This is a genomic window from Pseudomonas sp. Z4-20 (assembly GCF_051131955.1).
Classification (GTDB): domain Bacteria; phylum Pseudomonadota; class Gammaproteobacteria; order Pseudomonadales; family Pseudomonadaceae; genus Aquipseudomonas; species Aquipseudomonas marvdashtae.
The window spans coordinates 2,344,221-2,362,866 of the sequence record NZ_CP071641.1 but is presented as its reverse complement, the minus strand read 5'-3'; the positions used below and the strand labels follow the sequence as shown (position 1 = coordinate 2,362,866).

Here is an 18,646-nt window from a genome sequence, read left to right as displayed (position 1 = left end):
ATCGAAATACAAACTCGGGAGGTTGGATCGTATGCTCCTTTACCAATTTCAAAAGGGCACGAATCCGCGGCGCGTCATCATCTACCTGAGCGAAAAGGGAATTGACATTCCGCGCTATGAGCTTGATTACGCGGGAGGCGAGCACAAGTCGCGCGAATACCTTGCAATCAATCCCAGCGGACGAGCCCCGACCCTCCTCACGGATGAGGGGGTGCCAATCACCGACTCTGCCGCCATCGTCGAGTATCTGGAGGAGCTGTATCCCGACACGCCAATGATCGGGACAGACGTCATTTCGCGATCAAAAGTTCGGTCGCTTGAACGCCTGGGCACCGAGCTGGTGGTCCGGTCTCAGCTTTGGCTGTGGAACGTGACCCAATCTTTTCCTGCCAAGGAGCCATCCCCCTCATCGGAGGTTGCCGACAAGCTCTTTGGATACGTCACCGAAATACTGGATGTTCTGGAGATGACTACCGCAGACAACGAGTTCTTGGCGGGAAACACTCCTACGATCGCTGACTGCACGGTATTTTCAATCTTTCAAACATGCCGGGAGAGATTCGACCTGGCCTTCGGTGCCGATCATCCGCGCCTTGATGCCTGGTACAAGAATTTTCGCCAGCGGCCTAGCGCCGACTATTAGGAGGCTGGCGACTTGAACACATCCAAGGCCGTGACTTGCGATTCAAAGCGTTTGCAAGCAAATGACAGACCCGTCTTCGTTCCGATCAGGCCATCCAGAATCAGAATGGCAGTCGTCATGACGGTATTCGTGTACCCCATCGTGACACTTCTGCTCTACGCACTGAGCCCGCTGGCTGACAACTGGCCTGTATGGCATCGGACACTGGTTCTAACGCCAATCACGGTAAGCCTCATTGTCTTTGTCGTGAGCCCGCTGGCAGCAAAGCATCTTGGCTGGTTCTTGAACCCTCGGTCAGCGCCTGGAAGAGGAACGAATCCGTCTCTGCCCCTAACCCAAGCCAAGAAAGGAAATCGAAAATGGTCATGAATCGGCGCACGTTCTCGGCAACTTTCATCGGAGCAACAGCGGTTGCGATCCTTGCGACAAATGGCATGGCAGTTCCTGCATTAGGTCGTCCGCCTAAAGCCAGGAACATTGTTCTTGTGCACGGCCTCTTTGCCGATGGTTCTTGCTGGAACGACGTCATCCCCCTCTTGCAGTCGAAGGGGCTTACTGTCACTTCCGTTCAGAACCCTCTGACGACCCTGCCTCAATCGATTGCAGCAGCAGAGCGCGTACTCGCCCGCCAGGATGGCCCGACTGTTCTGGTCGGACACTCATTCGGTGGAATGGTCGTCACCCACGCCGGGATGCATCGTAATGTCTCGGCCGTTGTTTACATCGCCGCCCGAGCACCCGACGCGAACGAAGACTTCGCAGCGCTCGCGAAAAAGTACCCGACTCCGCCCGCCACCGCGGGGATCATCTATGACGGTGATGAAGGCAGGCTTACCGAAGAAGCGTTCCTGCGGGATTTCGCCGGTGATGTTCCTCCCTTGAGGGCAAAGGTTCTTTACGCAATGCAATACCCCTTTCAGAAGGCCTTGCTGGCAGGCACGGTCACAGAAGCAGCCTGGCGCTCGAAACCTGCCTACTACGCCGTTTCGGGCGAAGACCGTACCATCAATCCCGAGCTCCAGAGATTTTTGGCGAAGAGGATGAGAGCGAAGACCATAGAGCTGCCGGCCAGCCATCTTTCGATAATCTCGCACCCGCGCGAAGTTAGTGAGCTTATCTTGGAAGCTGCTGGTTACGACTGAACCCTGGTTGGAAGGATTGCTGAACTCTCTGAGCTCTATTTGCTTCAGGAGAAATCTAAATCCACCCCCCATCCACAGAGACTATGGAACAGAGGGTGGAATTTCGCCGACGCCGCGCCCCACCAGCAACTTGAGCGTTGCCTCGGAGTCAACGCTCCACCATGGGCCGCCCCGCACATGCTGCCACCCTACTCTACGCATCAAACTTACCGTAGCCTTGGCGGCGAAACTCGCGGCCTCCGACTCGGCGACCACTCCCAAAGATCGGACGCTTAGAACCTCAACAGGTCTATACCTCGTGGTCCATTCCGAACCTTTGCCCGCGAAGTGACGACGAATGCGTGCGACCGGGTTGCTGCTGTAGCCTACAAAATACCGGTCCCCCTCCAGCAGTAACACGAACAGCGAGTACTCCCCGCCATTCCCCAACTCTGCGGGGCCGACAACATCGCAGGGTGGTTGTCCTGCGGCCATCGCGGACGCGACGCTGTTGAAGGCTTCCACGCCAGGTATTGCACCTACCACGTCATGGTGGCCATGACTGATCAGGGCCTTGACGGTGAGCTCATGGCTCAAATTAGTAAAGAAACCGCCTCGAACATTCTGATACCCATGAATGCGCATCAGCGCGAGAACTGCTTCGTTCTCCGCCAACTCCCCGGTCCTGTAATCAATCTCTCCCAAGTCGACCCGGCGCACTTCGCGCACGGGTGGATGGAGGCGTGTCCATTGAGATCCCGTACCACTGAAATGCTTTTTGATGCGACGGTTTGAATCCTTTGCCTGCCCCACGTAAAACTTTCCGTTAGCAAGTTCCAAGACATACAGTTGGCGAGCGGCGAGCTCCAGTTTCCAGTCCATGGTCAGATCCATACCAATGTCGAGTCCGTAATATATGCACCAGTCGCTGATGTTGCCATTCACCAACCGGCGCGACGGCAGCGATTTCTTGCGTCAGCAAGACCCGCCATTCGCCGGTCTGCGAGAACTCTTCGCCCCTGCCCGTAATATATCGCCCCAGCGACGCACCAAGTAGTTGTGCTCATCCATCACCGAGTTCCACACAGCGATATGCCCCATGCGCTGCTCATAGGAACCGCCATCGCGCACATCACCGATGTCAATCAGCGGCAAACCATCACTGCCCAGCAACTCCTCTCGCGCAGGTTGACCGGCGTACCAGTAATCCCACTCGGCGCTGCTCAGATGGTCGCGGCTGCGCGCCGGGTTGCCGATGTAGTAACCCTGTCGCGCCATCACCGCGCCGGGCCAGCCGGACAACCACCAATTGAGGTAAGCGTAAGCCGCATCCAGCACCGGGCCCTGGGCGTGGCGTGACAATGACAAACCGCCGAACCAGGCGCGGTAGCCCTCGCGAGGCACCGCCAGGCGATACTTGACCCCGGCGCGATGCAGGCGCATCAACGTCGGCGACCATAAGCTCTGGATATCGATGTTCGGGCTGAGCATCAATTGCGCGGCCTCCTCGTCATCGGACCAGAACGCCGCAAAGTGACCTTCCCTCTGTTTGCGCACCAAAATATCGGCCAGCACATCGATCTCTTCGATGCTCATATTGCCGATGTCTTTGAAGCGCGCCAGTCCCGCGCCTTGCACCGCCAGTGCGGCATCCAGGGCACCGATGGCAGCATCGCTTTGCAGCGCGGTGCGTGCGTGCCACGCGGGGTCCAGCAACCACCCCCAACTCTCGTTGTCGTGGCGAAAGCCCTCGGGCAAGCGCTCGGGGCGGTAGGCGAAACTGTCGGCGTTATGGGTCAAGGGCAGCATGCTGATTCGCTCAGTGACGGTACTGCCGAGACTGCCATCATGCTGCACGAATAAGCGCTCGCTAGGCACGCTGCCGCTGCCCAACCGATCGTTGGCCGACAGGCGGCCGCGCTTGGGCAGGTCGTTGATCTCATGCCACAACGCAATGCGCCGCGTATCGATGGGCCGGATCGCCCGGGCCGGCCATACAAAGTCGACGTTGTGAAACCATTGGTCGTACAGGTCGTAGCTGTCGGGCTGCATCACCGCGATGCGCTGGGCCTGCTCGACATCGTGCACCTGATAGACCAGGCGAATGCCCAATTCCTGTTCAGCGCGAACACGCAAGCATTCGAGCAAAGTCACTGAGGTGCCGAGGACGCGGAGTGTGATCATGCGGCAAACCGCTGGGAGAACGCATCAAAGGAGCGCCGCAGCAGCGCGGGGTCGAGACCACGCAGGATAAACACCAGACGCGACTGCCGGTCAGTGCCCGGCCAGGCAGGCAAGTGCACCGGGGCATGCAGGCAATGCTGCACACCATGGATGACGATGGGGGCGTCACTGGTGTTCACGTTAAGCAGCCCTTTGACTCGGAGAATTCGTTCGCCGTGGCATCTTAACAGCATCGACAACCAAACCCCGAAGCCGACCCAATCCAACGGCTGGTCGAAGGTCAGGCTGCACACTTGCGCGGCGCCGTGGGTGGCGCTGGTACTGCGATGCAGTTGCCAGCGACTGACTTCCAGTGTCGGTTCGGCACTGCGTAAACCTTCACCCAGCAACAGTTGATCGCCACTGTGGACATCGGATGTATTGAGGATCGGCGTACCGGCATTGAGCGCTTGCAGGTGCGCTCGCAGTGGGGCGCAGTCCTCCACCACGTCGGTCTTGCTCAACAGCAAGCGGTCCGCGGCGGCGACCTGGGCCAGCCATTCCGGATGCAGGCGCTCTTGCAGAATGGCGTGGCTCGCATCCACCAGAGTAATCACCAGGCCGATATGGAAACGTCCGCGCAGTTGCACGTCGTTGTTCAAGGTGGCGAGGATCGGCGCCGGGTCGGCCAGGCCGGTGGTTTCCAGGATCACCCGTTTGAACGCCGGGATGTCGCCACGCTCACGGCGTTGCAATAGACCGAGCAACGCGTCTTTGAGCTCGCCACGGATTGAGCAACACACGCAGCCACTGGGCAGCAGCACGGTATCCGGGGCGACTTCTTCCACCAGCAGATGATCGATGCCGACGTCACCGAATTCATTGATCAGCAAAGCGGTATCGCCGAGGCTTTCGCCTTGCAGCAGGCGTTTGAGCAAGGTGGTTTTGCCGCTGCCGAGGAAACCGGTGATGACGTTGAGAGCAATGCTCATACGGCTGACTCCAAGTGATCCAACAGGTGCGGGTCCAGGGGATCCAACGGGCGACCGAGCATGATTTCAGCCGCTCGCCAGAGTTGATCCAGGCCACTCGCCAACTCTTGTTTGCCGGTCGCGCCGAGCAGCAAATAAGAGGTGCCCTGAAAGTCTTCGACCTTAAGCCGGAACACTGCCAGTACCTGATTGATCGCGGCGATGCGACGCAGGCGTTCGCGGCGCCTGGGCAGTTCATCGCCCAGAGGGTCGCTCCAATGTACGTCTTCGCCGAGCAAACCGCAGAGTCCGCACATGACTACACCCCGCTCATGGCATGACATCGCCGGAGTTCGGGCCGAGGGTCTGGCCAACGAACAGGTTGCCACCCGGCTCGCTGGCCAGCAGCACAGCGGTGGGCGCCACTTCATCCGCCAGGCCAAAACGGCCGAGGGGCAACTCGGCAGCCTTGGCGCGCTTCCACTCGGCGCTGATCCCGACGACCAATGGCGTTTCAATCGGCCCCGGAGCGATGGCATTGACCAACACGTTGTCCTTGGCGACTTCCAGCGCCAGGGACTTGGTGAAGCCGATCACTCCTGCCTTGGCTGCAGAGTAATGAGTGAGTTCAGCACCGCCCTTGATGCCCAGTTGCGAAGCAACGTTGATGATCCGCCCCCAACGCTGGACGAGCATATGCGGCAAGGCGCGCTGGCTGGCTACAAATACGCTGGTGAGATCGACGCGCAGCATGTCGTTCCACATCTCGACAGTGAGGTCGACGCAACGTGCCTGGGTGAGCATGCCGGCGTTATTGACCAGAATGTCGATTCCGCCGAAGTGCTCGACGCATCGGTCAACACTGGCCTGGGCGCCTTCAACGGTGCCTACGTCGGCGAGGCACTCCAGCACTTCGGCACCGAGGTTGCGGCAGGTGATCGCGGTTTCGGCGAGGCTGACGGCGTTGCGGTCGGCCAGCACCAAGCGCGCGCCTTCAGCGGCGTAGGCGCGGGCGATGGCGGCACCGATACCGCTGCCGGCGCCGGTGATCACGGCGCGTCGGTTATGCAATGGTTTCATGCTCAGTTCCTCACTCAATCGGGCCAGCGCACGGTCAGGCCGCCATCAATCACGATGCTCTGCCCGGTCAGGTAACTCGACGCATCACTGGTCAGGAACTGCACCAGCGACGCCACTTCATCCGCCCGCCCTACTCGCCCCAACGGAATCGCCCTCGCAGCTTTCGCCAGGCCTTCCGGCCCGAGAGAGTTCTTAGCATCCAATGACTGCGGCGTCTCGATCAACCCTGGGATCACCGCATTGCACCGAATGCCCTTTGCTGCCAACTCCACCGCCAACGAACGACACAACCCCGGCACGCCGGCCTTGGCCGCTGCGTAATGGCTGTGCTCTTGCCAGCCATATACGCCGCCGGCAATCGACGAAATCGCCACCAACGCACCGCCCTCCCCCATATGCCGAATCGCCGCGCGAAAGGTGCGCATCACCCCCGTCAGGTCGACATTGAGCATCTCGTCCCACAGTGCATCGGTCATTTCCAGCAACGGCGCACGACGCAGCAAACCGGCGTTCGCCACGGCGTAATCCAGGCGGCCAAAGCGCTGCACGGCGTGTTCGGCCATTGCCTCCACCGAAGCGGTATCGCCCACGTCCAGCGGCAGCATCAGGCACTCGCCACCGGCTTCTTCCACCAAGGCTACCGTGGTCTGCGGGTCATGGGGATCGGCCGGGTAATACCCGCCCACCACCGCCACGCCGCTGCCCGCATAGGCCACGGCGAGGGCTTGGCCGATGCCGCTGGCGGCACCGGTAATCAAGGCAACTTTACGGCTCATCTAAAACTCCTCACTGAACGGTTTCCGGGCGCACGTGGCGTGCGGCAAACATCAGGGCACCGGACAAGAAGCACGGCACGGCACCGAACCACAGTGCGGCGGTCTGCCAGTCACTGCCGGCGGACAACACCTGGGTGGCGCCAAACCCTGCGACCACCGCGCCAATCGGGCCCATGGCATGGATGATCGCGCCACCGGTGGCGCGGATGCTGGTAGGGAAACTTTCACTGATAAAAAACAGCGCCGCCGAATAAGGCCCGATCAGGAAGAACAGGCCCAGGCTGTACAGCCCGACCACCATCGCCATGTTGCTCGGGCCGAACAGCATCCCGGCAAACGACAGGCCGCCGAGCATCCAGCCCAGGCCGATCACGTTGCGACGGCCAATCTTGTCGCCCATCCAGCCGTGGCTGAGGTAACCGCAGTAACCCACCAGGTTCGACAGCACCAGGATGATCAGCGAGTTCTCGAACGAAATGTGGTGCACGCTGACGATCACCGACGTACCCAACACGCTGAATACCTGGATCGCTGCCCAGTTGAGCAACAGCGCGGCGCCGATCACCAAGGTGGCGCGACGGGCCGGGCCACGGAAAGCGGCTTTCAGGCCAGCCTTGCTGTGTTCGTCGTAGTCGACGCCGTAGGTCACGGCGACGTTTTGCGCCTCTTTCACCGCGCCGCTTTTACGCAACTCGGTGATGCGCTGGTGGATTTGAAACTGCGGGCTCTCCTTGAGCTTGCGCGCCATGATTGCGATCACCACCGCCGGGATCGCGGCGAAGATGAAGCAGCCCTGCCAGCCAATGATCGGCAGCAACAGTGCGGTCAATCCCGCCGCGATCAACGCACCGACTGGCCAGCCGCCCTGCACCAGGCTGTAGATAAAGCCGCGACGTTTGGTCAGCCGCGGGTCTTCCGAGGCGCCATACAACTCGGTCAAATAGGTGGCGTTGACGGTTTCTTCGGCATAGCCCAGGCCGCCCAACGAACGGATCAGAATCAGCGGCGACTTGCCCCACGCCCCGCCAATCGCGGTGAGCGCCGAGCACAGCGCGGATCCGGCCACCGTAAAAATAATCCCTTTGCGTCGCCCCAGTTTGTCGACGAGCGGCCCGATGGCCAACGCGACAACCGCAGTACCCACTGCCACCCAGGTCGCGATTTCAGCTTGCTCCACTTCGCCCCAACCAAAGTGCCGGCCGATCTCGGGCAGCAAGGTGCCGAACAGGATGAAGTCATACACCGCAAACACCCAGGCGAAGAAGGCGATCCAGGTGGCGAAGCGTACTTCCTGGGATGTCAATTGCCGGGGTTTCCAGCCAGTCAGGTCAAGCTTGTTGTAGATAGACATGAATCGCGCCTCGGAGGGTGGGTGGATTTCAGGTACGCGGTTGGCGGCGGATAAAGTCATCGGCGATTTCGTCGAAAGTGACGAAGCGCACGCCGGCATGGCTCTGGATGTGCTCGATCAGGCGCTCGAGCATCAGCAGCACTTGTGGGCGACCGGATACATCGGGGTGGATGGTCATGGTGAAGACTGCGTATTCGTGTTCGCGGTAGACCCAATCGAATTGGTCGCGCCACATTTCCTCGAGGTGACGCGGGTTGACGAAACCGTGGCTGTTGGGCGCTTTTTTGATGAACATCATCGGTGGCAAATCGTCGAGGTACCAGTTGGCCGGAATCTCCACCAGATCGGTTTCTTCGCCGCGCACCAAGGGTTTCATCCAGGTGTCGGGATGCTGGCTGTAGTCGATCTTGGTCCAGCTATCGCCCTTGCGTACGTAGTAGGGGTGGAAGTCGTTGTGCATCAGGCTGTGGTCATATTTGATGCCTTTTTTCAGCAGCAGCTCGTTGGTGACCTTGCTGAATTCCCACCACGGCGCCACGTAACCGGTGGGGCGCTTGCCGGTGACCTGGGTGATCAGCTCGATGGACTTATCGAGGACGATTTCTTCCTGCTCGGCAGTCATGGCAATCGGGTTTTCATGGCTGTAGCCGTGCACGCCGATTTCGTGGCCGGCATCGGCCACGGCCTTCATCTGCTCGGGGAAGGTTTCCATCGAGTGGCCGGGGATAAACCAGGTGGTGCGCAAGCCGTAACGCTCGAACAGCTTGAGCAAGCGCGGAGCACCAATTTCGCCGGCGAACAGGCCACGGGAAATATCGTCAGGTGAATCCTCACCGCCATATGAGCCCAGCCAGCCTGCCACGGCGTCTACGTCGACGCCGAAGGCGCACAGAATTTCTTTAGCCATCATTGTTCTCCTGCGGTTTTATCAGATCAGTCGTGGGATGTTTCAGGGCTGGCGCAACGCGGCTTCCACTGCCAACGCCGCGCGCAACAATCGAAAATCTTCGCCCGCAGGCGCGCTTATCAACATGCCGGTGGGCAAACCGAGCGCATCGCAGCCGCTCGGCAGCGACACACCCGGCATATCCAGCAAGCTACCGGGCATGGTCAGGCGCAACGTAGCGAGATTGGTGTGCACGAACAGTTCGTCATCGGCTTCCAATGGCGCCAGTGGTGGCGCCACATGGGATACGCTTGGCGTTATCAAGAACGCCCCATCCAGCTCATCGGCAATTTGTTGCTGCAGCCGGTTTCGCGCGTTGTGGAGGTTGATCAACTGGCTGGACGGGAATGCACGTGCGGCTTCCAGACGGCGTCGCACGCGGGGATCGAGTCGGGCGGCGGCCTCGCTGTCGAGCAAAGGCTGATGCAAAGCAAAAGCCTCAGGGGCGCCAAGCCAGCCGTGCTGCTCGATAAGCTGAAGGGTCGCTTGAAAGGCTGGCGACGGTCGCAGATCTATCAGCGCACCGAGACCTTTCAACACGCTCAAGCAGTTCAGTAGGTTGTCACACACCGTGGGTTCAACGCGTGCATCATCGATGACCGCCTGATCGACCCAAAAACGCTGCCCTGCCAAACTGTGGGGGATGAGTGATGTCGACTTGCTGCGCCCGCACAGGATGTCGTCGATCGCCAGGGCATCGCGCACGCTGCGTGTCAGAGGTCCCACGCTGTCGAGGGTATGCGCGAGCGGGAAGACGCCCTCGCGGCTGTAACGTCTGCAACTGCTGCGAAACCCCACCAGCCCATTGAAAGCTGCCGGAATTCGGATTGATCCAGCGGTGTCCGTGCCCATGGCGATCGGCACGATTCCCGCCGCGACCGCGACCGCTGAGCCTGAGGACGAGCCGCCCGGAATGCGTGGTTGATCAAGCCCAACTGGATTGTGCGGCGTTCCAAAATGGGGATTGAGTCCAAGGCCTGAGTAAGCAAACTCGCTCAGGTTTGTTTTGCCGACACTGACCATTCCGGCTTTCGCCAGTAGACCTACGACATTAGCGTCAAGCAGCGCTGGCGTAATGTCGCGGCGCACGGCTGCGCCTGCGGTAGTCGGGCTGCCTGCGACGTCGAACAGGTCTTTCCAGGCAATGGGAACGCCGTCTAGTGCGCTTGCCGGCTGTCCAGCCTTCCAGCGTGCGGCTGATGAGTGGGCTTCGCGAAAGGCACGCGCCGAACAAAGAGAGATGAACACGTCATCGACTTCCGCCACCCTGGCCAGCATTTCTTCCAATGCCTTGACCGGGTCGCTGCTACCCGAGGCGAATGCATCCGCCATGGCCAATGCATCGGCTTCAAGCGGTAATTGAGGACTGGCGTAGGACATCTGATTCACCAAAAACGTATTCATTATTAAAATGTACGTTTTATAGAGCAGATAGCGTGCCAAACTGAATACCGGAGGAATGCCAGAGCGGCAACCTGAGCAAGCAACCAACGTCTGGCTACGGACTAGACACCTTTCCAAGCAGGGGGATACTCCCATTTTGCAGTGGCTTCCATGCAGACCCCCGCCAGCGACACAAATAATGTATTAATTAAAAAATATCCGTTTTGGTGCAGAACAGTAACAACAGCCCTACGAGCGCGCACAAATGACGTGGTCCACGGTGACAACCGACTTGTGCGAGAATCTTCCCCCGCCTTTCGAGAAGCGTATGAGATCGATGACCGCCGAGGATTACCGCACTGCATCCCGCTACGCCATGATCCGCCAGGTCCTGCGCAACGCCATCGTTGATGGAGAGGTGGCTCAAGGGCTCGTCCTGCTCGAAGCCCCTCTGGCCGACCTGTTCGGAACCAGCCGCGTACCGGTGCGCAAAGCGTTGGACCTGTTGCATGAGGAAGGCTTGATCAGTCGATTCGATGGCCGCGGTTATCTGGTCAACCCGAAGGGGGTTGAAGTGGAGCCACTGCGGCTGACGGTGACCCACAAGCAACTGGGCCTTGATAGCAGCGAAGAACTGGTCGATACGCGGCCGCTGGGCGAGCGGATGTTCGACGAGATAGGCTCGGCTTTATCGACCTGTATTGCCTTTGGGCATTATCGACTCGACGAGCAAATGGCCGCGGAACATTACGGTGTCAGTCGGGCGGTGATACGTGAGGCATTGATGCGTCTGCGCGACCGCGGCCTGGTAGAAAAGGAACCCTACTCCCAGTGGCTCGCCGGCCCGCTCACCGCCAGGGAGGTCACCGAGGACTACGAGCTGCGCGCCTGCCTTGAACCCGAGGCGTTACGCCAGAGCGCACCAGGGCTCAGCCGGGAATCCCTTGAAGCGATGCTGGCTCGGGTTAAAGAGGCACAGAACAACCCACATTGCAGCCTGGCATGCATCGAGCAACTTGAAGAAGACCTGCATTACCACTGCCTCGCCGGAATAAACAATCGCAAGATCGCAACACTGATCCGGCAGGCCCAAAGTCCCAGGATCATCAGTCGGATTTTTTACAGCCAGTTGGGCCTCGGCCCCGACGAAGCCATGCTGGCCGAGCACCGTTTGATTTTAGAGCTGCTCTTGCATGGCGCATTCGACGCAGCAGCACTTAATCTCAAGGAACACCTTTACCGCGCCCGCCAACGCATGCTGCAGCGGTTGAAAGTGCTGTCCGTACTACCTGAGCAGCCAGTGCCGGCGTATCTGAGCAAACTGAGCTGAGCTGAGGCGTTGCGGGCCCCCTGAGCGCCACCGGACGCTTGCGGTTCGGCGGCTCAGTCAACCATTCCAGGCATGCATTAACGGGGCATCGACGACAGTCCCTGTTCCTGCTGCCATGAACTGACGACGCCTCATCGCCGGCAAGGCTGATTGCATTATGGATTCTTCTGATATTCCCAATCCTGAAAACCCGAGAACAGGGAGTGCCGGCTGTCACGGTAGGCTCGGTCTTTCAGAGAGATCCACAAGGTATCCTTGCGCACACTGCCGTTACCAGCCTTGAAGACCTCAAAGGCATGACCATTCTTGTAGGCACCGCTGGCCGGAGCACTTACTGGCCATGGTTGAAAGCCCACTTTGGATTGAAAGAGGAGCAGGCGCGACCGTAAAAATCTCCTGCGTGGCCTGCGGCAAAATTTGCCATCGGCCAGCGGGAGTGCCGGTATTTTCGTTCCATCGACATGCTTTTCACGAAGTGTTCACAAAACGGAGTGCAGATTGAAAGGACAAAAGGATTTGACCCCATACAGAGAGCCCGCCATGCGCGGGCTTTTTGCTGCAAGACATTCCCGCCGCTAAGCTCCCCACTCTCTAGAAAGTCGAAGCTATGCCCTCCTCCTAATACTCCCTCCCCGCTCTTGAACGCCTGCACCACAACCAACTTGCCCTAGAGACTGCGCCATTGGAACTGACCTAATGGGTTGAGAGCCAAGGGCATGCCGAGACTGGCGACAACGTCCGCGACGCGCTTCACACGATCCGTGAAGCCAATGGTCGAAAAAACCTGTCCGCCTAGGAATGGGGCTAACTATGGCGACGCGAAAAGTTGCGCTCACCCCTCGCCTGGAAACCACCACGGTTGCACACGTCGCTCAGCTCAAGTTAAACCTCTGGTCCACTTCGCCATATCAATCAGAGGAAGAATGTACTGGCCACAACGGACACCAGATGGCGCTGCCTCGACGGCAATGTTTGAACGACCTACGATTAGGCGGATTCTATGGATAATCCATCCAGCCAAGCCTGATTTATCCAACGCATACGGGCGCCTACGCTGAAACTCCTTCCACCCGTGCAGGAGATTTCCCCATGGCAGACCATTTCATCAAGGGCAAGGTAGTACTGATCGCTGGCGGAGCCAAGAACCTTGGCGGCCTCATCGCTCGCGACCTGGCCGCGCAAGGCGCCAAGGCTATCGCCATTCATTACAACAGCGCCTACTCCAAAGCCGATGCCGACGCGACTGTCGCAGCCATCCAGGCCAGCGGCGCGCAAGCCGTGACGCTGCAGGCAGATCTAACCACAGCAGGTGCCGTCGAGAAGCTGTTTGCCGACGCCATCAGCGCTGTAGGCAAGCCAGACATCGCCATCAACACCGTCGGCAAGGTGCTCAAGAAACCCATGGCCGAGATCAGTGAGGCCGAATACGACGAGATGACGGCAGTCAATTCCAAGACCGCCTTCTTCTTCCTCAAGGAAGCCGGCAAGAACCTGAACGACAACGGCAAGATCTGCACCGTCGTCACCTCGCTGCTGGGCGCGTTCACGCCGTTCTACGCCGCCTATGCACAGCCACTGCCAATGCGGCTGCGCCCTCAAGCGTATCGGCGAAGGTACCAGCGAAAAGCTCGACGACACACCGGGCGTCTTCACTGTCGAGCGTCATATCCGTGGAAAATGGGCCTGCGAGCAGTGCGAAACACTGATCCAGGCGCCGGTACCGGCGCACGTCATAGACAAAGGCATCCCGACAGCGGGCCTGCTGGCCCACGTCATGGTAGCCAACTTCGCCGACCATCTACCGCTGTATCGCCAAGAGAAAATCTTTGGCCGCGCCGGGCTGTCCATCGCTCGTTCGACCTTGGCGCAGTGGGTGGGCAACTGCAGCGTGCAACTTCAACCGCTGGTTGATGCGCTACGCGACGCCGTGCTGACGCACGGCGTCGTTCACGCTGACGAAACGCCGGTACAAATGCTGACGCCTGGCGCGAAGAAAACTCATCGCGCTTACGTCTGGGCCTATGCCACCAGTCAGTTCTCCGATCTGGCGGCGGTCGTTTACGACTTCAGTCCGAGCCGTGCTGGCGAACATGCTCGCCTACTGCGAGCATGATGCGTTCTCCATAACCGAAAAATCCATTCACAACTGATCTGAACTTAGCATAGGCCTATCGCAATAGCGGAAAGAAATCGTCATTTTTTTGCAGGAACCATGGGATTCATCAGATCGCTAAGACCAGTAAAAACGTAGATGTCCCCATGCAAGGTGAGATGCTTGGACGGTTACAGTTCGACATCAAGCCAGAGCGCCTCATTGGCGACACCGCTTACGGTACAGCGCCGATGCTGGCCTGGATGGTGGAGGAAAAATACATCGAACCGCATGTGCCGGTGTGGGATAAAACTGAGCGCAAGAACGACAGCTTTTCGAGTAACGATTTCCACTGGAATGCAGAGGCCGAGGAGTATTGCTGCCCAGCCGGCAACGTATTACGCAGCGAATGGCGAGCCTTCAAGAACGAGCGTTCGCACGTCACAAAAGCCAACACCATCATTTTCCGATCCCGACAGGCCGACTGCGTAGTCTGTCCAATGAAGGCCAAGTGTTGCCCCAACACTGCGTTTCGCAAGATCGCTCGCAGCGTCCATGAAGGCGCTCGTGATGTGGCTCGGCGCATCGCAGCGACGCCGGAGTACGTGCGCTCTCGCCACGAGCGTAAAAAGATCGAAATGTTGTTTGCCCATCTCAAACGCATCCTGAAAGTGGATCGCTTGCGACTACGTGGCATGAGCGGTGCGACCGATGAGTTCACGCTGGCCGCTGCGGTGCAGAACCTGCGCCGGCTGGCCAAGTTTACCTCTCAAGGTCCACCGGTCACGGGATAGGTGCGCCTGCACTAAGCCAAAAACCTCAAACTAACCCAATAACAACGCAGCAAAGGTCAACGAAGGGCCGAGAAACCACTCAAAGTGGTGAGTTGGTTCTTCGGTGGTGGTCGTACCTGAGTTCAGGTGATCTGAAAATCCGACTTTTTCAACAGAATCGGCCAAAAGCGGACGTCCGTAAGCGGTCGCTCACGGCCATGAGCAGACATTCGCTGGTGACCTCTGGTATTGCCTGGTTCACGCCCAATGTGTCTAATCGTGATTTTTTTCGCAGGAACACACCATGCAGCTCAGCACTTTGACGTCTAAGAGCACAGTTCGCCTTGGAGGTTCATCAAACGGCTGTACCACTGTTGAGCGTTGCTTTTCCGATTTTCGAATTGACGACAGTTCTTTATTAGAAATTCTAGTGACCGCTGATGGTGGCCACTCTGACTTCATGAGCGGTTTCGTATCGGGTTTTTCAGAACAAAATCTCCTTTTTGCCGATAGCCTCCTTCGATGCGGTCAGTCAGAGGTGGAGCCATATCGGGTGTTGATTTACATCTGCCCAGAGTGTGGCGACATCGGATGCGGAGCCTACTCAGTGCAGATTCGCGGGTGTCGTAGCGAGATTATTTGGGAGGAATTTGCTTACGAAAATGGATATGAGGAACCTCGAGTAATACTTAACGTTGGCCCATTTAAATTCAGCTCAGCATCCTATGTCGGCGCTGTAAAAGCCGCGTCCGAGATCTAATTTGACGGAGGCGGAAGGGTGTCCCCTTGCCACTGCGTCCGCTTTGGGTCGATAGCGCATTTTGCTGTCTTGGTTGATTGAGACAGCCATTACGCTAGAAGCTGATTTATCGTCCCCCGACAGAAAAGCGCCCCCCCTGATAACTTCCTTGGAAAATCTGAATATCTCTGCCGGTCTGGGCCAGCACTGCTTTCCGTAAATGTGCGTAGTTCTCGCCCTCGCGGCTATAAGCAAAACCTCCGTTGATGACAACTGTCCGCGCATCGCCAGCCCCCTCAACACTAGAGGGGTAATAGCTGGAAAGCAGTATGAGTTTGATGCTGTCTCTGTCTTGCGGACTGATCCGCCAGGTTACGGATTCGTAGGAGCTCAGAACGAGAATCAAAGGTCTGGCTGTCGGGCGAATGGCAAGGCTGATACTGCCGGGTCTGTTACCCGGCCCTTTGGGTAGGGTGTTGGAGGACTCATAAACGCCAACACCTTCGATTTGCGCGTCCTTGGCAATGTCCTCAAAGGGTATTGCGGTACTCCGATGCTCGAGAGGCTGCTGAGCAGTGTAGGCAGGTGGGAACGCACGTAACCCGCCACCGCCATGCATGGTCTGGCCAGCAGAGGTCGACGATTGCTGTGTCATGGCTTCGAGCTTGGCCATCTGTCGCTCTAGGTTAAGGTTGCTGAGAAAGTCAGCGAGCGCAATCGATTTGCTCTGTTGCAAATGGAGACCGAACCATACTCCGTCAAGTGAGCGCCGCATAAAGCCGGCTCTGCCATAGAGTTCATTAATGATCCCAACGCTACCGTCTTTCGTTTCGACAGGCGAGAGCGAGCCGTCTTCAATATTCAGGACCCATGGCCGGTTTTTTACAGGACGGTCGAAGGCGTCCACCAGAACCGTGGATTCGCTTAGCTTGGCGTACCGATTCCCGATGAACTCTCCGGTTTTCCAAAGTGTCTCTTGGCCAGACTCCAGGTCAAGTTTCATCAGGTCTCGCATACTCACAAAAAACAGGGCGCGCCCATCAAGCATTGATGTGGGCCGCGAAGAGGTGACCCCTGGGCCTGTCTTGATTGTGAGGCTTTTGAGTATTGTTCCCCGTACGCCATTGGCATCGCGCTCGTAGGCAACGAGCGAAAGCGCGCGGCCCGTGCCTATCGCAACCCTGCCGTCTGGAAGCGGAAGGGCCCAGCTCTGACGCTTTAGTGCGGGCAGTACGGCGGTAAGTTCGCCGCCCTGGAAGTCGATAATAAATAGTTGGCCGTCCGAGCCTATTGCCACTGCTGCCGAGAGCTCTGCCAGCCAAGCGAGCACGTTATAGGCCTTCCTGGCCTGCCAGAGCACCGCTCCGGTTTCCGTGTCTAAGAAGGTTACCCCTTGGCCATAGCCGCCTGGCAGTGCCAGAACCCGGCCGTTGGGCGACAGCAATGCGTCGTGGAACCGGGCGGCACTGAGCGGTGGCAAGTTGGCGATGGGCTTGCCACTCGGCATTTCAATGGAGAGCAGTTCGCCACGAGTGCCCTGGAGAACAGCGACTCCGGCCGCAGGTGCCGATATGCCCGAAGTGACGTCAAGGCCGGGCGAAACGAAAGTGGGCGCTTCGAGAGGAGCTATGGGGCGCAATGCAGCCTGCGATATCCTCCACTCAACGTGCTTGATCTGAAGGAAGCGCAGCAGAATTTCATCCTGAGCAATCAGGCAGTCGCGGCTCACCGGCAGTTTCCCAGTGTCCTCCACCGAGTCTAACCTGGAGATTGCGAGGCTCTTGCCGCAGCTCAGGCCGCGAATTTCCCGCAGCGCCTCATATTGGGTAAAGAGTTTCTCTTGAGCGGACTCATCGTTATCCATCAGGTTGCGCAACGTTTCTTCTGTAGCGCGAATAGGGGCGCTTGGCGGAAAGGCCCTGTTTATCTTCTCGCCGGGAGACAGGAAGGCTTCTTCGATGAAGGAGCAGCCCGAGATGCTCAGAACAAGCAGTGATGCAGCAATTATTCGCACTTGGAACTCCATTTCCTATCTGGTCTGGGTCAGGCCAGCACGATAAGGGCATGCTGGCGAGGTGTACTTGAGGCTATTCGTTTCTAAGGCAGAGAAGCAAGCAACCGATACCGTACGCTCGCGCTCGGTAACCGTCCGAGCAAGTCATCTACCCAGCCCCGCAAAGCCAAGACATGGTGTGCACTTAAATTTAAGTGGGCACCAGTTCTAGACTTTTTAAGCGGGTATTTCATGCCGCCGACACGCCGTTCCTATTCCAAATCCTTCAAGGCTCAGGTCATTCAAAAGTGTGTCCAGCCCGGCGCTTCGGTTGCCAGCATCGCACTCAGCCATAGCATCAATGCAAACCTTGTCCATAAATGGATTCGGGTGCAGGCGCAGAAAAGCACGGCGCTGCAACCCGCATTTATTCCGTTATTCGTTGGCACAGACCCCGAGTGGCCGGCTGCAGCGTCGTTCCGCCCATGGCGAAGACCACCCTGCGCTCTTCGCCGCCCAGTTTGCGTCGTCTCATGCCTGCTGGTTGCGGTCGGCTTGTTGGTCACCGTCGTCATGCCGTCGGAATTCCCATTGATCCCACGGACGTGGGCCGCGCACTGGCCTGACGCAGATGGGCGAAATGAAGATCGCGCTGGCCCAGGAGGCGTCGGCCGATGCAGCACCGCAGCCAGTGCAAAAGACTCCGGTCATGCAGATTGCAGCTGCACCCCTGCAGCTCAACCTGCGCCGCTACCCGCTACCCGCTGCCCAGCCCAGAAGACAGATGAAATGACCGTCACGTTACAACTAGCTGAAGGGACAGAAATCAAACTGGAAATGCTCAAGGACTAAACTGCCAGCTATGAATGGAATGCGTCCGGCGGCCCTGTGAACCACGACACCCATGGCGAACCCTACAACGGAGAAAGGGCCTACTCCAAAGCAAGGCAGGTCAAAGGCTACAAGGACGAATTCACGGCTCATTCTGACGGGTACCCATGGCTGGTTCTGGCGTAATTGCACGATTGGCAACGTACGGAGCACCGCCTCTCTCCACTCGAATTAGCAGAACTATTAGATCATTTCAGAAGCCCGCCATTAAGGGCTCCTATCGCTTCGCCTCTATGGCATAGTGCCTATTCATTGGCCTCATTGCATCACGACAACCAACACGCGCAAAGGACGTTGCGCCTCGCGCGCAGTTGGGTGGTAGCGGTGGACTACCGTTCATCCGTAAGCACCGCAAGAGTGATTTTGTAAGTCCACTGTGGAAGGACATTAGGAG

The 18,646-nt window shown here is 58.4% G+C and carries 16 protein-coding genes and 4 pseudogenes; 10 read left to right on the top strand and 10 right to left on the bottom strand.

Features of this window, described 5'->3' with window-relative positions; translation table 11 throughout:
• The first annotated feature begins 31 nt into the window (after window positions 1-31).
• Both J3P82_RS11065 and J3P82_RS11060 read left to right on the top strand, forming a co-directional pair.
• Window positions 32-643, top strand: coding sequence for a glutathione S-transferase family protein (locus tag J3P82_RS11065; RefSeq protein ID WP_434563025.1), 612 nt, complete (start codon window positions 32-34; stop codon window positions 641-643).
• Window positions 644-1,002: 359 nt separating this feature from the next.
• Window positions 1,003-1,785: an alpha/beta fold hydrolase gene (locus tag J3P82_RS11060; protein ID WP_434563023.1), complete on the top strand. Its 783-nt coding sequence runs from the start codon at window positions 1,003-1,005 to the stop codon at window positions 1,783-1,785.
• 81 nt (window positions 1,786-1,866) lie between these two features.
• Here the strand turns inward: J3P82_RS11060 and J3P82_RS11055 are convergent, their stop codons facing one another.
• The 9 genes from J3P82_RS11055 to J3P82_RS11015 all read right to left on the bottom strand — a co-directional run bounded on the left by J3P82_RS11055 (window position 1,867) and on the right by J3P82_RS11015 (window position 10,431).
• Window positions 1,867-2,646 (bottom strand): GIY-YIG nuclease family protein, encoded by a 780-nt coding sequence (locus J3P82_RS11055; RefSeq protein WP_434563021.1) that lies wholly within the window; start codon window positions 2,644-2,646, stop codon window positions 1,867-1,869.
• A 93-nt stretch (window positions 2,647-2,739) separates the two neighbouring features.
• Window positions 2,740-3,948: an ABC transporter substrate-binding protein gene (locus tag J3P82_RS11050; protein ID WP_434563019.1), complete on the bottom strand. Its 1,209-nt coding sequence runs from the start codon at window positions 3,946-3,948 to the stop codon at window positions 2,740-2,742.
• Window positions 3,945-4,919, bottom strand: coding sequence for a CobW family GTP-binding protein (locus J3P82_RS11045; RefSeq protein ID WP_434563017.1), 975 nt, complete (start codon window positions 4,917-4,919; stop codon window positions 3,945-3,947). The genes J3P82_RS11050 and J3P82_RS11045 overlap by 4 nt, the downstream gene beginning before the upstream one ends.
• Window positions 4,916-5,215, bottom strand: a complete 300-nt coding sequence (locus J3P82_RS11040; protein ID WP_434563015.1) for a hypothetical protein — start codon at window positions 5,213-5,215, stop codon at window positions 4,916-4,918. The genes J3P82_RS11045 and J3P82_RS11040 overlap by 4 nt, the downstream gene beginning before the upstream one ends.
• A 13-nt stretch (window positions 5,216-5,228) precedes the next feature.
• Window positions 5,229-5,978, bottom strand: a complete 750-nt coding sequence (locus J3P82_RS11035) for an SDR family NAD(P)-dependent oxidoreductase (protein ID WP_434563013.1) — start codon at window positions 5,976-5,978, stop codon at window positions 5,229-5,231.
• A gap of 14 nt (window positions 5,979-5,992) precedes the next feature.
• On the bottom strand, window positions 5,993-6,754 hold the full coding sequence (locus J3P82_RS11030; RefSeq protein ID WP_434563011.1) for an SDR family NAD(P)-dependent oxidoreductase: 762 nt from the start codon (window positions 6,752-6,754) through the stop codon (window positions 5,993-5,995).
• A gap of 10 nt (window positions 6,755-6,764) precedes the next feature.
• Window positions 6,765-8,105, bottom strand: coding sequence for an MFS transporter (locus tag J3P82_RS11025; RefSeq protein WP_434563009.1), 1,341 nt, complete (start codon window positions 8,103-8,105; stop codon window positions 6,765-6,767).
• 28 nt (window positions 8,106-8,133) lie between these two features.
• A complete protein-coding gene (locus J3P82_RS11020; RefSeq protein WP_003200462.1) occupies window positions 8,134-9,012 on the bottom strand; it encodes a polysaccharide deacetylase family protein in 879 nt (292 codons plus the stop codon).
• 42 nt (window positions 9,013-9,054) lie between these two features.
• Entirely contained in the window at window positions 9,055-10,431 is a 1,377-nt protein-coding gene (locus J3P82_RS11015; protein ID WP_434563785.1) for an amidase, read from the bottom strand.
• A 340-nt stretch (window positions 10,432-10,771) separates the two neighbouring features.
• On the opposite strand from J3P82_RS11015, the gene J3P82_RS11010 reads away from it, so the two are divergent.
• From J3P82_RS11010 to J3P82_RS10985, 6 genes and pseudogenes are all read left to right on the top strand, one after another.
• A complete protein-coding gene (locus J3P82_RS11010; RefSeq protein WP_434563783.1) occupies window positions 10,772-11,764 on the top strand; it encodes a GntR family transcriptional regulator in 993 nt (330 codons plus the stop codon).
• Window positions 11,765-11,967: 203 nt separating this feature from the next.
• On the top strand, window positions 11,968-12,153 hold the full coding sequence (locus J3P82_RS11005; RefSeq protein WP_434563007.1) for a hypothetical protein: 186 nt from the start codon (window positions 11,968-11,970) through the stop codon (window positions 12,151-12,153).
• A gap of 700 nt (window positions 12,154-12,853) precedes the next feature.
• Window positions 12,854-13,333: pseudogene (locus J3P82_RS11000) on the top strand (SDR family NAD(P)-dependent oxidoreductase); the annotation flags it as partial.
• Between the two features lie 7 nt (window positions 13,334-13,340).
• Window positions 13,341-13,862: pseudogene (tnpC, locus tag J3P82_RS10995) on the top strand (IS66 family transposase); the annotation flags it as partial.
• 119 nt (window positions 13,863-13,981) lie between these two features.
• Complete coding sequence (locus tag J3P82_RS10990; protein WP_434563781.1) at window positions 13,982-14,650, top strand: transposase; 669 nt, start codon at window positions 13,982-13,984, stop codon at window positions 14,648-14,650.
• A gap of 283 nt (window positions 14,651-14,933) precedes the next feature.
• Window positions 14,934-15,389: a hypothetical protein gene (locus J3P82_RS10985; protein WP_434563005.1), complete on the top strand. Its 456-nt coding sequence runs from the start codon at window positions 14,934-14,936 to the stop codon at window positions 15,387-15,389.
• 106 nt (window positions 15,390-15,495) lie between these two features.
• Here J3P82_RS10985 and J3P82_RS10980 read toward each other — a convergent pair whose 3' ends face one another.
• Window positions 15,496-17,394 carry a PQQ-binding-like beta-propeller repeat protein gene (locus tag J3P82_RS10980; protein WP_434563003.1) on the bottom strand — a complete coding sequence of 633 codons (1,899 nt, stop codon included), beginning with the start codon at window positions 17,392-17,394 and terminating at the stop codon, window positions 15,496-15,498.
• A 219-nt stretch (window positions 17,395-17,613) separates the two neighbouring features.
• On the opposite strand from J3P82_RS10980, the pseudogene J3P82_RS10975 reads away from it, so the two are divergent.
• Both J3P82_RS10975 and J3P82_RS10970 read left to right on the top strand, forming a co-directional pair.
• Window positions 17,614-17,697 (top strand): annotated as a pseudogene (locus J3P82_RS10975) (transposase); the annotation flags it as partial.
• 207 nt (window positions 17,698-17,904) lie between these two features.
• Window positions 17,905-18,427: pseudogene (locus J3P82_RS10970) on the top strand (transmembrane anchor protein); the annotation flags it as partial.
• Window positions 18,428-18,646: the final 219 nt, after the last annotated feature.